This window comes from Shimia sp., from assembly GCF_041624275.1.
Lineage (GTDB): Bacteria > Pseudomonadota > Alphaproteobacteria > Rhodobacterales > Rhodobacteraceae > Shimia.
Window position 1 is genome coordinate 1 of the sequence record NZ_JBFJVE010000096.1, and the last position, 11,024, is coordinate 11,024.

An 11,024-nucleotide genomic window follows, 5' to 3' on the forward strand; every position below is an offset into this window, starting at 1 on the left:
CGCGAGATCCAGCGGCTCGGCCTCGAGCACGCCCGCCAGATCCCGATAGGAGGCAGCCCGCGCCCGCCGGCCGTCCTCTGCCTCGTGATAGGCCCGGCGAATGCTGCGCCCGACGGCCCTGCGGTGCTCATGCGACAGCGCCATGACCATCGGCGAGCCCGGCCCCTCGACCAGGAAGGGCGGCGGCCCGGCGCGCCCGAAACGCAGCGCCAGCCCGGCGGCGGCGCCGATAATCACCAGGTTGAAGGCCAGCGACAGCACCAGCAGCACCCTGAGCCAGGGGCGCATTCTCGGTCTGGGATCGGTTTGTTCGGCTTGCATGTCCTAGATTTCCTCCGGCTCGAAAAGTTCCGCCTGATCGAGATAAAGCAGATAGCTGTCATCGTTCAGGCTCAGCAGCGTCGACAGGCTGTCGGGCAGCAGCGCCGACGAGGCGAAAAACCCGGCCAGGACGCTGGCCGCCGTGGCCGCCCCGAGCCCGGCCAGCGACGGCCAGCCGCCGATCGCCGAGACGAATTGCGCCCAGCGTCCGCCAGCGCCGGGGACCCCGGCGGCGGCGCGGTGCGGCGCCACGGCGGCAGGCGGCGGCTGCATGGCCACCGCATCACCAAGAACCCGCGCCATCAGGGCCGCGTCGGGCGTCGCCCGCACATCCTGCCGGACAGCCGCGAACAGCTCGTCCAGCTGGCCCGGGTCGTGCGTGTCCTGTTTGCGATCAGTCATCGTTGTACCCCAGTTCTTCGCGTCGCCCCGCCAGTGCCCCAGCAAGGGCCCGTTTGCCCCGCGCCGTCAGGCTTTCCACTGCCTCGACGCTGATCTGCATGATCTCGGCAATCTCGGGATTGCCGAGCCCTTCGATATGGCGCAGCACCACCGCTTCGCGCTGCCGCGCGGACAATGTGGCCAGCGCCGCACCAAGCGCCTCGACCCGCGCCCTGTCCTGTAGCCTTTGCGCCATCGAGGCGGTGTCATCGGCGGGCTCTTCCACCGCCTCCAGCGCCACCGCGCGCCGCCGCCGCACCCGGTCCGTGCACAGGTTGGCCACCACCCGGTAAAGCCAGGTCGTGACCCGCGCCTCGCCCCGGCGCCATTCGGGGGCGATCTTCCACAGACGCATCAGCGCCTCCTGGGTCACGTCTTCGGCCTCGGCCCGGTCGCCGAGCAGCCGATAGGCATGGCCGAACACCCGTGGCGTCAGCCGCCGGGTCAGCGCCGCCGGCGCGGCAGGGTCGCCATTGGCATAGCGCAGCAGCAGCGCCTCGTCGGTGATGTCGCCTTGGGCGTCATAGGGCATGTGCATCCTGCCTTCGGCCTAGCCTCTTTGCATCCGATTGGCAAATCCCGGGGCCGCGACGGGCGCGCCCCGGGAAAGGGCCGGGCGATCAGTTCTGCGGCTGCCATCCGCCCTTGGGACCATGGCGGTGATCGCGCATCTTCATGCGGACCTCGTCGTATTCCGCTTCGGAGATCTCGCCATTGCCGTCGGCGTCCAGCCGGCTGAACATCTTGTCGCGGCGCGAATCCTCGGGGCGCATCTCATCGTAGCTCAGCTTGCCGTCGCCATCGCTGTCCTTTTTCTCCAGCATCCGGGCATTGCGTTCGGCCATGCGCTGCTTGATCTGCTCAAGCTTGTGGGCCTGCATCTCCTGCGGGGTCAGAAAGCCGTCACTGTCGGCATCGGCAGCGTCGAACCTTGCCCTGCCGAAGGCTTCAAGCTCGGCCTGGGTCAGCGCCCCGTCGCCATCCGCGTCCAGTTCGGCAAAGGCGGGGGCGAAGCCGCCGGGGCCACCGGGACCACCGGGTCCGAATCCGCGCGCCTGGGCCGAAAGGGCGCTGACGCCGAGGGCGGTCGCCATCACGCAGGAAAGAAGGATTGCTCGTTTCATTGTCGTCTCCTGTTACTCGCTTCGAAACCGGCCCCATCGGGCGGCTTTCATAGACTGAAACGCGCGACGCCCCCCTTTCCGTCGGATTTTTTTGACCCCAAGCAAAGAATATGATCTTTGCGACATCGGGACGCGGTGCGGAAAAGACCTCTTTCAATGTGCGAAGGCAGGCCACATTCTTGCGCCGGGAGATGCGAGGACCCCACGATGGATACGATTGCCAAGGCCGAGACCCGGCCTCTTGGGCCGGCGCTGTTCAAGGGCTGGCGACGAAAATGCCCGCGATGCGGCAGCGGCCCCCTGCTCAAGGGCTATCTCAAGGTGCGCGAGACCTGCTCGGTCTGCCGCCAGGATTTCCGCCCCCAGCGGGCCGACGACGGTCCGGCCTATCTGACGATCCTGATCGTCGGCCACCTGATGGCGCCGATGCTGCACGTGGTCTTTGTCAACCTGCGCCCCGAGCCGCTGATCATGTTTACCATTTTCGCGGTTGGATGTGTCGCCCTGTCGCTCTATCTTCTGCCGAGGCTGAAGGGAGTCGTGGTCGCGTTCCAATGGGCCCGCCGGCTCGGCGGGTTCGGTGCGCCCGGTCACTAGGCCGGTCACGGGTGCGGCAAGACAAGAGGACGCAATGAGCCAAGACAAGACGGCAATTCGCAACGCCGCGACGGTCATCGTGCTGCGCGATCGCCACAGCGACCCCAGGATCCTGATGGGCCAGCGCGGCGCCAAGGCCGCCTTCATGCCCAACAAGTTCGTCTTTCCCGGCGGCGCCGTGGATGCGGCCGATGCCGATGTCGCGCTTTCGGCGCCGGTGCCGGACCTCTGCCAGCGCCGCCTGCAGGAGGATTCCGCGCCGGAGCTGGCCCATGCGCTGGCCGTGGCCGCGGTGCGCGAACTGTGGGAAGAAACCGGCCAGATCCTCGGCCGGCCCGGCGATTGGCAGGGCACCCCGCCCGAGGATTGGCAGGGTTTCGCCGCGACCGGCCACGTGCCGGCGGCCGACGGCCTGCAATTCGTCTTTCGCGCCATCACCCCGCCCGGCCGGCCGCGCCGCTTCGATGCGCGCTTCTTCGTGCTCGATGCCGAAGACCTGCAAAGCGATCCCGACGATTTCAGCCAGGCCTGTGACGAGCTTTCGCACCTGCAATGGATCGGCCTGAAAGAGGCCCGCAAGTTCGACCTGCCCTTCATCACCGAGGTGGTCCTGTCCGAACTCGAGGCCCGGGTCCGCGACCCCGAGCCGCCCAAACGGGTACCGTTCTTCCGCAATGACGACGAAACCAGCCTGTTTCTGCAACTGAAAGGCCGGATGCCCGACTGGCGCGACGACTGAGGCCATGCGCCCGGCCGCCGGGGCTCAGCCCTCGGGCCACAGGGGGTGTGGCACCGGATCCTTGGCGCGGGTGAAATAACGCCGGAAAACCTCGCCGTATGAGCGGAAGCGATAGCCGTCGTTGCGCGCCAGATAGCGGTCGCGATTCTCGGCATAAAGCGCCGGCAGACGGTACCAGGGCAGTTTCGGGTGCATGTGATGCACCACATGCAGCGAATTGAACAGGAACAGCCAGGCCAAGGGCCCGCGATCCTCGATGATCACCGTGCGGCCCCGGGCGCGGGCATGGGCCTGATGCTCGAGAAAGGTGCGGATCTTGAGGATCGACAGCCCGGCATAGGCACAGGCGAGATAGGCCCAGACCGGCATCTGCGCCACTGCCAGCATCCACCACAGCGCCGGGACCAGCATCGGGCCATGCCACAGCCAGCCCCGCAGCACCGCCCGGTCTCCGGCCCGGATGCGCCGCCAGTCGGCCGCCATGAAACCCGCCTGCCCCAGCGCCGGCCCGAGGATCAGCCGCCCGGCCAGCGTGTTGTTGGCCCGGTGCAGCGCCCGCCGCCAGCGCGGCAGCCGGCGCCACACCGCCGGGTCGAGATAGTTGCTCTCGGGGTCGTCATAGGGGTCGGTCAGGGTGACGTCATTGTGATGCGCCAGATGGGTGTCGCGGAAACGGTAATAGGGTATCGCCAGCCCGATCGCCGGAAAGACCGTCAGATCGCTCAGCCGCTGGTTGCGGAACGGATGGCCGTGCAGCACCTCGTGGGTCAGCGATGACTGGAGCGCGATGGCCAGGGTGGTCAGCACCATCCCCAGCGGCAGGAACAGCGCGCTTGCCCAGAGGCTGCCGACCACGAAAGTGCCATAGCACAGGATCAGCATCGCCAGCGTCGGCCATTCGACCGGCGGGCGGGAGGGCCGCCGCTCAGACATGGCGGCCCCAGCGGATGCGCGACCAGACCCGTTCATACAGCAGATACATCGTGAAGCCGATCGCCGTATTGGCCAGCGCCATGGTGCCGCCGACCGCCGCCGATCCGGTCGCCGCCAGCCCGACCAGGCTCATCGTGACCAGCCCGATCACATTCCAGATCACCGCCTTGAGCAGGGATCGCTTCCTGGTTTCCATCTCTTTTCCCGTATTCGAACCTCTTCACAACGCTAGCAAAATCGCCGCCCCGCCAGAATTCGGGATGTTATTCACAAAATCCCCAAATGATGATATTTGTCACCATATGAGCAAGAATATCGACAAACGCCTGCGGGCCGACCGGTTCCGCCAGCGGCTGGCCAGCGCCATGCGCGACAAGGATGTCAGCCAGAGCGCCCTGGCGCGCGCCATCCGGGTCGACCGCTCCACGGTCTCGCAGCTGCTCAAGGATGACGGGGCACGGCTGCCCAATGCCCAGGTGGTGGGCGAATGCGCCTCGGCGCTGGGGGTCTCGGCCGACTGGCTGCTGTCGCTGACCGACCGGCCGGAAAGCGCCGCCGACATCCTTGCCAATTCACTGAAGCTGACGGCGGCGCCGCGGGCGCTGGTCGACGAGCAGATCTTTGCCTGGCACCAGGAAACCGCCGGCTACAAGATCCGCCATGTGCCGGCCGGGCTGCCCGACATGCTGAAGACCGACGCGATCCTGGAATGGGAATATTCGCCGCATCTGGGGCGCACCACGGCGCAGGCCATCGGCGCCTCGCAGGACCGGCTGAACTGGATGCGCGCCAGCCAGTCGGATTACGAGATCGCCCTGCCGCTGCATGAACTGGCCAGTTTTGCCGGCGCCACCGGCTATTACGCCGATCTGCCGGTCGATCTGCGCCGCGCGCAGCTCGATCACCTGTCCCGGCTCTGCACCCAACTCTACCCGCGCCTGCGGCTCTATCTCTTCGACGCCCGCCAGCTTTTCTCGGCGCCGGTGACCGTCTTCGGCCCGCTGCTGGCGGTGCTCTACCTGGGGCGCAACTACCTGGCCTTCCGCGACACCGAGCGGGTGCAGGGGTTTACCGAACATTTCGACAATCTGGTGCGTCAGGCGACGGTCACCGCCCGCCGCATTCCCGACCATGTCGCCGGGCTGCGCCGCGACCTATAGGCGTGGCCGGGCACCGGCGGCGCGGCCCGCCAGTTTCTTGGGGCCCATGCGGCGCTGCATCTCGGCCACCAGATCGTCGTGCGGCACCCCGGCGTCGATCGACAGCCTGCGCAGCCCGAAATGCACATGCGCCACCTCCTGGTAATAGCCCAGATAGGCATAGTTGATGCTGGCCCCGGCCATCGCCCCGATCACCGGCACCGCCTGCGCCGCCAGCTTCTGGCCCAGCACCACCGCAAGCTTCGGCGTCACCCGCGCGATCAGCGTCTGAAGGGCACCGTTGGTCAGCGCCAGCCGGGTCGAGACAAAGCCCAGGTCGGCGCCGTCGTCGCGCGCCAGCGGGCCGGCGGCGCCAAAGACCTGCACGCAGTCGAACTGGACGTTTTCCGAGGCCGCATCAAAGCCCAGCTTGACCGCCTCGCCCTGGATCGCGCGCAGCAGAACGGTGGTCGTCACCGGCAGTTCGGCCAGCGCCGTCGACGCCCCGCCAAGCCCGCCCGCAGCGCCCAGCGCACTGGCCACGGCAGCATTGAGCCAGCCGCGGTCGTCGCCCACCAGGCGGCGCGAGCCATGGGCCAGTTTCATCGCCCTGTGCAGCGCCCTTTCGGTGGCGGTTTCCAGCCCGTTGCGCACCGGGGCGGGCAGTCTTTCGAACAGGCCCTCGGTGCGGGTGCCAAGCGCGTTGATGACCTCCAGCCCGAGCCCCCCGGCGCCGCGATAACGCGCTTCCAGCCGCGCCAGCTCGCGTTCCACCTCGGTATCGAAAGCGCCGGCTCCGGCGCGGGTCATGAGATCGTCCATACCCCTAGATTGGCGCCGCCCGGCGCCGGGTCAAGCCCCGGCGACCGATTGCACCTCGCCATGGACACCGGCCCAGGCGCCTGGCACGATCTCGTGGCCCAGCACCCGCTCGGGGTTGGTCGGCGGCGGCATCACCACATCCCTCAGCCGCCGGAACCCGAAGCGGCCGTAATAGGGCGCATCGCCGACCAGCAGCACCCGGGTCCAGCCCAGGGGCGCAGCCAGCGCCAGGCTGTCGCGGATCAGCACCCCGCCAAGACCTTCGCCCTGGCGCGTGGGGTGCACCGCCACCGGCCCCAGAAGCAGCGCCTCATGCCCCGCCACGCTGACCGGCCAATAGCGGATCGCCCCGCCCAGAACCCCGCCGTCGTCGCGGGCCACCAGCGACAGGCCGGCCACCGGCGGCACCCCGTCGCGCAGCCGGTAGGAGGACAGCGCCTCGCGCCCCGGTGCGAAACACAGGTCATAGAGGGCCTCGACCTCCCACCAATCCTTGTCGTTTTCCACTGTCAGCCGGTACACTTGCCCTGCCCCGATCTTCTTTTTCGTGGAAACCGCCCTAGCACGGCGCTACCACTGGGGCAAACCAAAGGAAGCGCCGCAGATGTTCTATCGCCCCGAAGATGGTCACGGATTGCCGCACAATCCGTTCAACGCGCTGATCGCGCCGCGCCCGATCGCCTGGATCTCGACCCGGTCCGCCGATGGCACCGCCAATCTGGCGCCCTATTCCTTCTTCAACGGCACCGCCTATGTCCCGCCACAGGTGATGTTCGCCTCGACCGGCAGCAAGCCCGATCAGGAGAACGGCAAGGACACGCTGGCCAATATCCGCGCCACCGGGGTGTTCTGCATCAACATCGTCGAAGAGGCCATGAAAGACGCCATGAACGTCTCGACCACCGGTTTCGGCAAGGAGGTCGACGAGTTCCAGCGCGCCGGGCTGAAGGCGGCGGAATGCGCCAGCATCGACTGCCCGCGGCTCGAGAGCGCGCCGGCCAGCCTCGAATGCCGGATGACGCAGATCCTGCCGATGAAGGGCGAGAACAACTACGTCGTGCATGGTGAAGTGACCGGCATCCACATGCGCGACGACTGCATCGTCGATGGCCGTTTCGACGTCACCACCTTCCGCCCGCTGGCGCGGCTCGGCTACCGCGACTACGCGGTGGTCGAAAAGGTGTTTACGCTTGTCCGGCCGGACGACTGAGACAGAACACCGAAACCGTCGACTATTGCGGGCCGCCGGGGCGGCAGGGCATTTCCCTGCGCGCCCTGCTGCCAGCAGGCGCCGCCCCGGCTCAGTGCCCGCCGCCGAAGATGCCGGTGCGCACCGAGTAATCCACCGCGATCTCGTATTCCGGGTCATCGTCGCTGTCGACCATCAGGTGGCCGGCGCGGCTGAGAAGCTGGTGGCAGTCGCGGCTGAGATGGCGCAGCACGACCTGTTTTCCGGCCGCGGCATATTTGGCGGCCACCGCCTCGATCGCCTGCAGGGCCGACTGGTCGACGACGCGGCTGAACTGGAAGTCGATGATCACATGGTCGGGGTCGCTGTCGACCTCGAACAGCTCGATGAAGCCGTCCGACGAGCCGAAGAACAGCGGCCCCTGGATCTCATAGACCTTGGCCCCCGGATCGCTGTTGGATTCGCGGGTGACGGCATGGATGCGGCGCGCGTTCTGCCAGGCATAGGCCAGCGCCGAGACGATCACCCCGACCACGACCGCGACGGCGAGGTCTTCCAGCACCGTGACCACGGTTACCAGAACGATGACAAAGGCATCCATCAGCGGCACCCGGCGCATGATCTTGAACGAGTTCCAGGCAAAGGTGCCGATCACCACCATGAACATCACGCCGACCAGCGCCGCCAGCGGGATCTGTTCGATGGCCGGGCTGGCAACAACGATGAACACCAGCAGGAACAGCGCCGCGGTGATGCCGGCGATGCGGGTGCGGCCGCCCGATTTGACGTTGATCATCGACTGGCCGATCATCGCACAGCCGCCCATGCCGCCGAAGAACCCGGTCGTCACATTGGCCACGCCCTGGGCGATGCATTCCTGGCTGGCGCCGCCGCGCTTGCCGGTCATCTCGCCAACAAGGTTCAGGGTCAGCAGGCTTTCGATCAGGCCGATGGCGGCCAGGATCACCGCATAGGGCAGGATGATCCACAGGGTTTCGAGGGTGAAGGGCGCCAGCGCGGTGCCATAAATCCCGGTGCCTTCACCAAAGGGGTTGTGCAGGGTCGGGAAACCGCCCTTGATCGAGGCCATGTCGCCGACCGTCGGCACGTTGATGCCAAAGCCGATCACCACCAGGGCGGTGATCGCGATACCGGCCAGCGGCGCCGGGATGACCTTGGTCACTTTCGGCAGGATCCAGATGGTCGCCATGGTCAGCGCCACCAGCCCCAGCATCATCGCCAGCTGCGGACCTGCCAGCCAGGCCGCGGTATTTTCCGGGTCCTTGAATTGCGTCAGCTGAGCCAGGAAGATCACGATCGCCAGCCCGTTGACAAAGCCCAGCATCACCGGGTGCGGCACGAGGCGGATGAACTTGCCCCAGTGCAGGGCTCCGGCCATGATCTGCAAAATGCCCATCAGCACCACGGTCGCGAACAGGTATTCGACGCCATGCTCGGCGACCAGCGCCACCATCACCACCGCCAGCGCGCCGGTGGCGCCCGAAATCATCCCCGGGCGGCCGCCGATCAGCGCGGTGATCAGCCCGACCAGAAAGGCGGCATAAAGCCCGACCAGCGGGTGCACCCCGGCGACGAAGGCAAAGGCCACCGCCTCGGGCACCAGCGCCAGGGCCACGGTCAGCCCCGAGAGGATCTCGGTGCGCACCCGGCCGGGCGACCAGCCCTCGTCCTGCATAAGCGACAGGTTGGGGGGCGAAATGTTCTTGGCCAGAAGAGCCAGTGCGGCGCGTCTCATAGGGGATACCTGTAAAATCGGGAGTGTTCGCTGGCCGCGTCCCTATCGGAAATGCCGCAAACGCACAACCTTTGATGTGAAAACCGCCCCCGAGCCGGCGCCGGACGGCGATCCGCGCCTTGTTGGCGCACCGCAAGTTCCCCCGCGCGCCCTGCGCCCCGGTAGCGGTTGCAAATCCCCGATCCTGCCCCCAAGAATGGCGGGGCAATTCAAGGCAGGAAAGGATCCCCCATGACCGACAGCGCGCCCGAGACCCTGTCCGAGACCATGATCGCCGTGATCGGCGGGTCCGGCATCTATGACATCGACGGGCTGGACGCGCCGCAATGGGTGTCGCTCGACACCCCATGGGGGGCACCGTCGGATCAGGTTCTGACCGGGCGGCTCGACGGTGTGAAAATGGCCTTTCTGCCACGCCATGGCCGCGGCCATGTGCACAGCCCCAGCTCGGTGCCCTATCGTGCCAATATCGCGGCCCTGAAGCAGCTCGGGGCAACCGACGTGATCTCGGTCTCGGCGGTGGGCTCATTCCGCGAGGCCATGGCGCCGGGCGATTTCGTCGTCGTCGACCAGTTCATCGACCGCACCTTCGCGCGCGAGAAATCCTTTTTCGGGCCCGGTCTGGTGGCCCATGTCAGCGTTGCCCACCCGACCTGCCCGCGCTTGTCGGATGCCTGCGAGACCGCCGCCCGAGCGGCCGGGATCACGGTCCATCGCGGCGGCACCTATCTGGCGATGGAGGGGCCGCAGTTCTCGTCGCTGGCGGAATCGAAAATGTACCGCGAAAGCTGGGGATGCGACGTCATCGGCATGACCAACATGCCCGAGGCGAAATTGGCCCGCGAAGCCGAACTGTGCTATGCCAGCGTCGCCATGGTCACCGATTACGACAGCTGGCACCCCGACCACGGAGAGGTCGACGTCACCCAGATCATCGCCACGCTGACCGGCAATGCCGACAAGGCCCGCACATTGGTCAGGGGGCTGCCGGCGCTGCTGGGCGGCGACCGCGCGCCCTGCCCGCACGGCTGCGACCGGGCGCTGGAATTCGCCCTGCTGACCGCGCCCGAGGCCCGCGACCCGGCGATGGTCGACAGGCTTTCTACCATCGCAGGCCGGGTTCTCGGCTGAGACCGGCAGCGCCCGTCGTCGCAATGCGGCGGGGCCGAGATCGGGGACTGCGCCGTGGCGCCGCCCCGAACGCGCTCCGGACTCGCCCCCGGCCCGGCGATCGGCGGCTTGCCACGGCTGGCCGGATCGGCGAAACAGGCGCAGCATTATCCAGAGGGGCCGGCCATGAGCAAGAGCAGCGACGTCAAAGACTATATCCGCACCATCGTCGACTTCCCGCACGAGGGCATCATGTTCCGCGACGTGACCACGCTGTTCGCCGATCCGCGCGGCTTCCGCATGGCCATCGACCAGATGCTGCACCCCTTTGCCGGCGAACGCATCGACAAGGTGGTCGGGCTCGAGGCGCGCGGCTTCATCCTCGGCGGTGCCATCGCGCACCAGCTTTCGGTGGGTTTCGTGCCGGTGCGCAAGAAGGGCAAGCTGCCCGGCACCACCATCTCCGAGGAATACACGCTGGAATATGGCGAGGCGGTGGTCGAGATCCACGACGACGCGATCCAGCCCGGCGAAAAGATCCTGCTGGTCGACGACCTGCTGGCCACCGGCGGCACCGCCGAGGCCGGGATCAAGCTGATCGAGCGGCTCGGCGGCGAGATCCTCGCCTGTTCCTTCATCATCGACCTGCCCGAGCTCGGCGGACGCCAGAAGCTTCTGGACATGGGGATGAACGTCTCGGTGCTCTGCGAGTTCGACGGGCTGTAACGCCGCTAGCCGCGCAGCACCGCGCCCGGGTTCATGATCCCCCTCGGGTCGAGCGCCTGCTTGATGGCGCGCATCGCGGCCAGCCGCACCGGATCGCCGTACCGCTCGAGATCGGCGACCTTGAGCC

At 67.4% G+C, this 11,024-nt stretch carries 16 protein-coding genes; 6 read left to right on the forward strand and 10 right to left on the reverse strand.

Annotation, left to right across the window (positions count from 1 at the left end):
- The 4 genes from ABZD10_RS09060 to ABZD10_RS09075 form a co-directional block, all read right to left on the reverse strand.
- A partial coding sequence (locus tag ABZD10_RS09060) for a periplasmic heavy metal sensor (protein ID WP_372885956.1) occupies positions 1 to 321 on the reverse strand: 321 nt, incomplete at its 3' end.
- Positions 322 to 324: 3 nt separating this feature from the next.
- A complete protein-coding gene (locus ABZD10_RS09065) occupies positions 325 to 723 on the reverse strand; it encodes a hypothetical protein (protein WP_372885957.1) in 399 nt (132 codons plus the stop codon).
- Positions 716 to 1,300 carry an RNA polymerase sigma factor gene (locus ABZD10_RS09070; protein WP_372885958.1) on the reverse strand — a complete coding sequence of 195 codons (585 nt, stop codon included), beginning with the start codon at positions 1,298 to 1,300 and terminating at the stop codon, positions 716 to 718. The genes ABZD10_RS09065 and ABZD10_RS09070 overlap by 8 nt, the downstream gene beginning before the upstream one ends.
- An 82-nt stretch (positions 1,301 to 1,382) precedes the next feature.
- Complete coding sequence (locus tag ABZD10_RS09075; protein WP_372885959.1) at positions 1,383 to 1,886, reverse strand: EF-hand domain-containing protein; 504 nt, start codon at positions 1,884 to 1,886, stop codon at positions 1,383 to 1,385.
- Between the two features lie 207 nt (positions 1,887 to 2,093).
- On the opposite strand from ABZD10_RS09075, the gene ABZD10_RS09080 reads away from it, so the two are divergent.
- The gene (locus ABZD10_RS09080; protein ID WP_372885960.1) at positions 2,094 to 2,483 is read left to right on the forward strand and encodes a DUF983 domain-containing protein; all 390 of its coding nucleotides are present in this window, start codon (positions 2,094 to 2,096) and stop codon (positions 2,481 to 2,483) included.
- Between the two features lie 34 nt (positions 2,484 to 2,517).
- A complete protein-coding gene (locus ABZD10_RS09085) occupies positions 2,518 to 3,222 on the forward strand; it encodes a DNA mismatch repair protein MutT (RefSeq protein WP_372885961.1) in 705 nt (234 codons plus the stop codon).
- Positions 3,223 to 3,246: 24 nt separating this feature from the next.
- Here the strand turns inward: ABZD10_RS09085 and ABZD10_RS09090 are convergent, their stop codons facing one another.
- Entirely contained in the window at positions 3,247 to 4,155 is a 909-nt protein-coding gene (locus tag ABZD10_RS09090) for a fatty acid desaturase (protein WP_372885962.1), read from the reverse strand.
- A complete protein-coding gene (locus ABZD10_RS09095) occupies positions 4,148 to 4,351 on the reverse strand; it encodes a DUF2061 domain-containing protein (RefSeq protein ID WP_372885963.1) in 204 nt (67 codons plus the stop codon). The genes ABZD10_RS09090 and ABZD10_RS09095 overlap by 8 nt, the downstream gene beginning before the upstream one ends.
- Positions 4,352 to 4,457: 106 nt before the next feature.
- Here ABZD10_RS09095 and ABZD10_RS09100 point away from each other — a divergent pair, with 106 nt between their 5' ends.
- Positions 4,458 to 5,315, forward strand: coding sequence for a helix-turn-helix domain-containing protein (locus ABZD10_RS09100; RefSeq protein ID WP_372885964.1), 858 nt, complete (start codon positions 4,458 to 4,460; stop codon positions 5,313 to 5,315).
- On the opposite strand, the gene ABZD10_RS09105 is transcribed toward ABZD10_RS09100, so the two are convergent.
- Together ABZD10_RS09105 and ABZD10_RS09110 are read right to left on the reverse strand one after the other, a co-directional pair.
- The gene (locus tag ABZD10_RS09105) at positions 5,310 to 6,104 is read right to left on the reverse strand and encodes an EcsC family protein (protein ID WP_372885966.1); all 795 of its coding nucleotides are present in this window, start codon (positions 6,102 to 6,104) and stop codon (positions 5,310 to 5,312) included. The two genes, ABZD10_RS09100 and ABZD10_RS09105, sit on opposite strands and share 6 nt — an antisense overlap.
- Positions 6,105 to 6,146: 42 nt before the next feature.
- The gene (locus ABZD10_RS09110) at positions 6,147 to 6,638 is read right to left on the reverse strand and encodes a GNAT family N-acetyltransferase (RefSeq protein ID WP_372885967.1); all 492 of its coding nucleotides are present in this window, start codon (positions 6,636 to 6,638) and stop codon (positions 6,147 to 6,149) included.
- Between the two features lie 82 nt (positions 6,639 to 6,720).
- Between ABZD10_RS09110 and ABZD10_RS09115 the strand changes: the two genes are divergently transcribed.
- Positions 6,721 to 7,326, forward strand: a complete 606-nt coding sequence (locus tag ABZD10_RS09115) for a flavin reductase family protein (RefSeq protein ID WP_372885968.1) — start codon at positions 6,721 to 6,723, stop codon at positions 7,324 to 7,326.
- Between the two features lie 91 nt (positions 7,327 to 7,417).
- On the opposite strand, the gene ABZD10_RS09120 is transcribed toward ABZD10_RS09115, so the two are convergent.
- Entirely contained in the window at positions 7,418 to 9,061 is a 1,644-nt protein-coding gene (locus ABZD10_RS09120; protein WP_372885969.1) for a SulP family inorganic anion transporter, read from the reverse strand.
- A gap of 255 nt (positions 9,062 to 9,316) precedes the next feature.
- Here ABZD10_RS09120 and ABZD10_RS09125 point away from each other — a divergent pair, with 255 nt between their 5' ends.
- Entirely contained in the window at positions 9,317 to 10,192 is an 876-nt protein-coding gene (locus ABZD10_RS09125; RefSeq protein ID WP_372885971.1) for an S-methyl-5'-thioadenosine phosphorylase, read from the forward strand.
- A gap of 165 nt (positions 10,193 to 10,357) precedes the next feature.
- The gene (locus ABZD10_RS09130) at positions 10,358 to 10,897 is read left to right on the forward strand and encodes an adenine phosphoribosyltransferase (RefSeq protein WP_372885970.1); all 540 of its coding nucleotides are present in this window, start codon (positions 10,358 to 10,360) and stop codon (positions 10,895 to 10,897) included.
- 5 nt (positions 10,898 to 10,902) lie between these two features.
- Here the strand turns inward: ABZD10_RS09130 and ABZD10_RS09135 are convergent.
- Positions 10,903 to 11,024, reverse strand: a 122-nt coding sequence (locus tag ABZD10_RS09135; protein WP_372885973.1) for an FAD-linked oxidase C-terminal domain-containing protein, incomplete at its 5' end; no start/stop codon positions are given.

What these genes read in the sequence shown, in the direction of transcription:
- ABZD10_RS09065 (WP_372885957.1), bottom strand. Translation starts at nt 723, where the DNA reads ATGACTGATCGCAAACAGGACACGCACGACCCGGGCCAGCTGGACGAG.
- ABZD10_RS09070 (WP_372885958.1), bottom strand. Translation starts at nt 1,300, where the DNA reads ATGCACATGCCCTATGACGCCCAAGGCGACATCACCGACGAGGCGCTG.
- ABZD10_RS09075 (WP_372885959.1), bottom strand. Translation starts at nt 1,886, where the DNA reads ATGAAACGAGCAATCCTTCTTTCCTGCGTGATGGCGACCGCCCTCGGC.
- ABZD10_RS09080 (WP_372885960.1), top strand. Translation starts at nt 2,094, where the DNA reads ATGGATACGATTGCCAAGGCCGAGACCCGGCCTCTTGGGCCGGCGCTG.
- ABZD10_RS09085 (WP_372885961.1), top strand. Translation starts at nt 2,518, where the DNA reads ATGAGCCAAGACAAGACGGCAATTCGCAACGCCGCGACGGTCATCGTG.
- ABZD10_RS09090 (WP_372885962.1), bottom strand. Translation starts at nt 4,155, where the DNA reads ATGTCTGAGCGGCGGCCCTCCCGCCCGCCGGTCGAATGGCCGACGCTG.
- ABZD10_RS09095 (WP_372885963.1), bottom strand. Translation starts at nt 4,351, where the DNA reads ATGGAAACCAGGAAGCGATCCCTGCTCAAGGCGGTGATCTGGAATGTG.
- ABZD10_RS09100 (WP_372885964.1), top strand. Translation starts at nt 4,458, where the DNA reads ATGAGCAAGAATATCGACAAACGCCTGCGGGCCGACCGGTTCCGCCAG.
- ABZD10_RS09105 (WP_372885966.1), bottom strand. Translation starts at nt 6,104, where the DNA reads ATGACCCGCGCCGGAGCCGGCGCTTTCGATACCGAGGTGGAACGCGAG.
- ABZD10_RS09115 (WP_372885968.1), top strand. Translation starts at nt 6,721, where the DNA reads ATGTTCTATCGCCCCGAAGATGGTCACGGATTGCCGCACAATCCGTTC.
- ABZD10_RS09120 (WP_372885969.1), bottom strand. Translation starts at nt 9,061, where the DNA reads ATGAGACGCGCCGCACTGGCTCTTCTGGCCAAGAACATTTCGCCCCCC.
- ABZD10_RS09130 (WP_372885970.1), top strand. Translation starts at nt 10,358, where the DNA reads ATGAGCAAGAGCAGCGACGTCAAAGACTATATCCGCACCATCGTCGAC.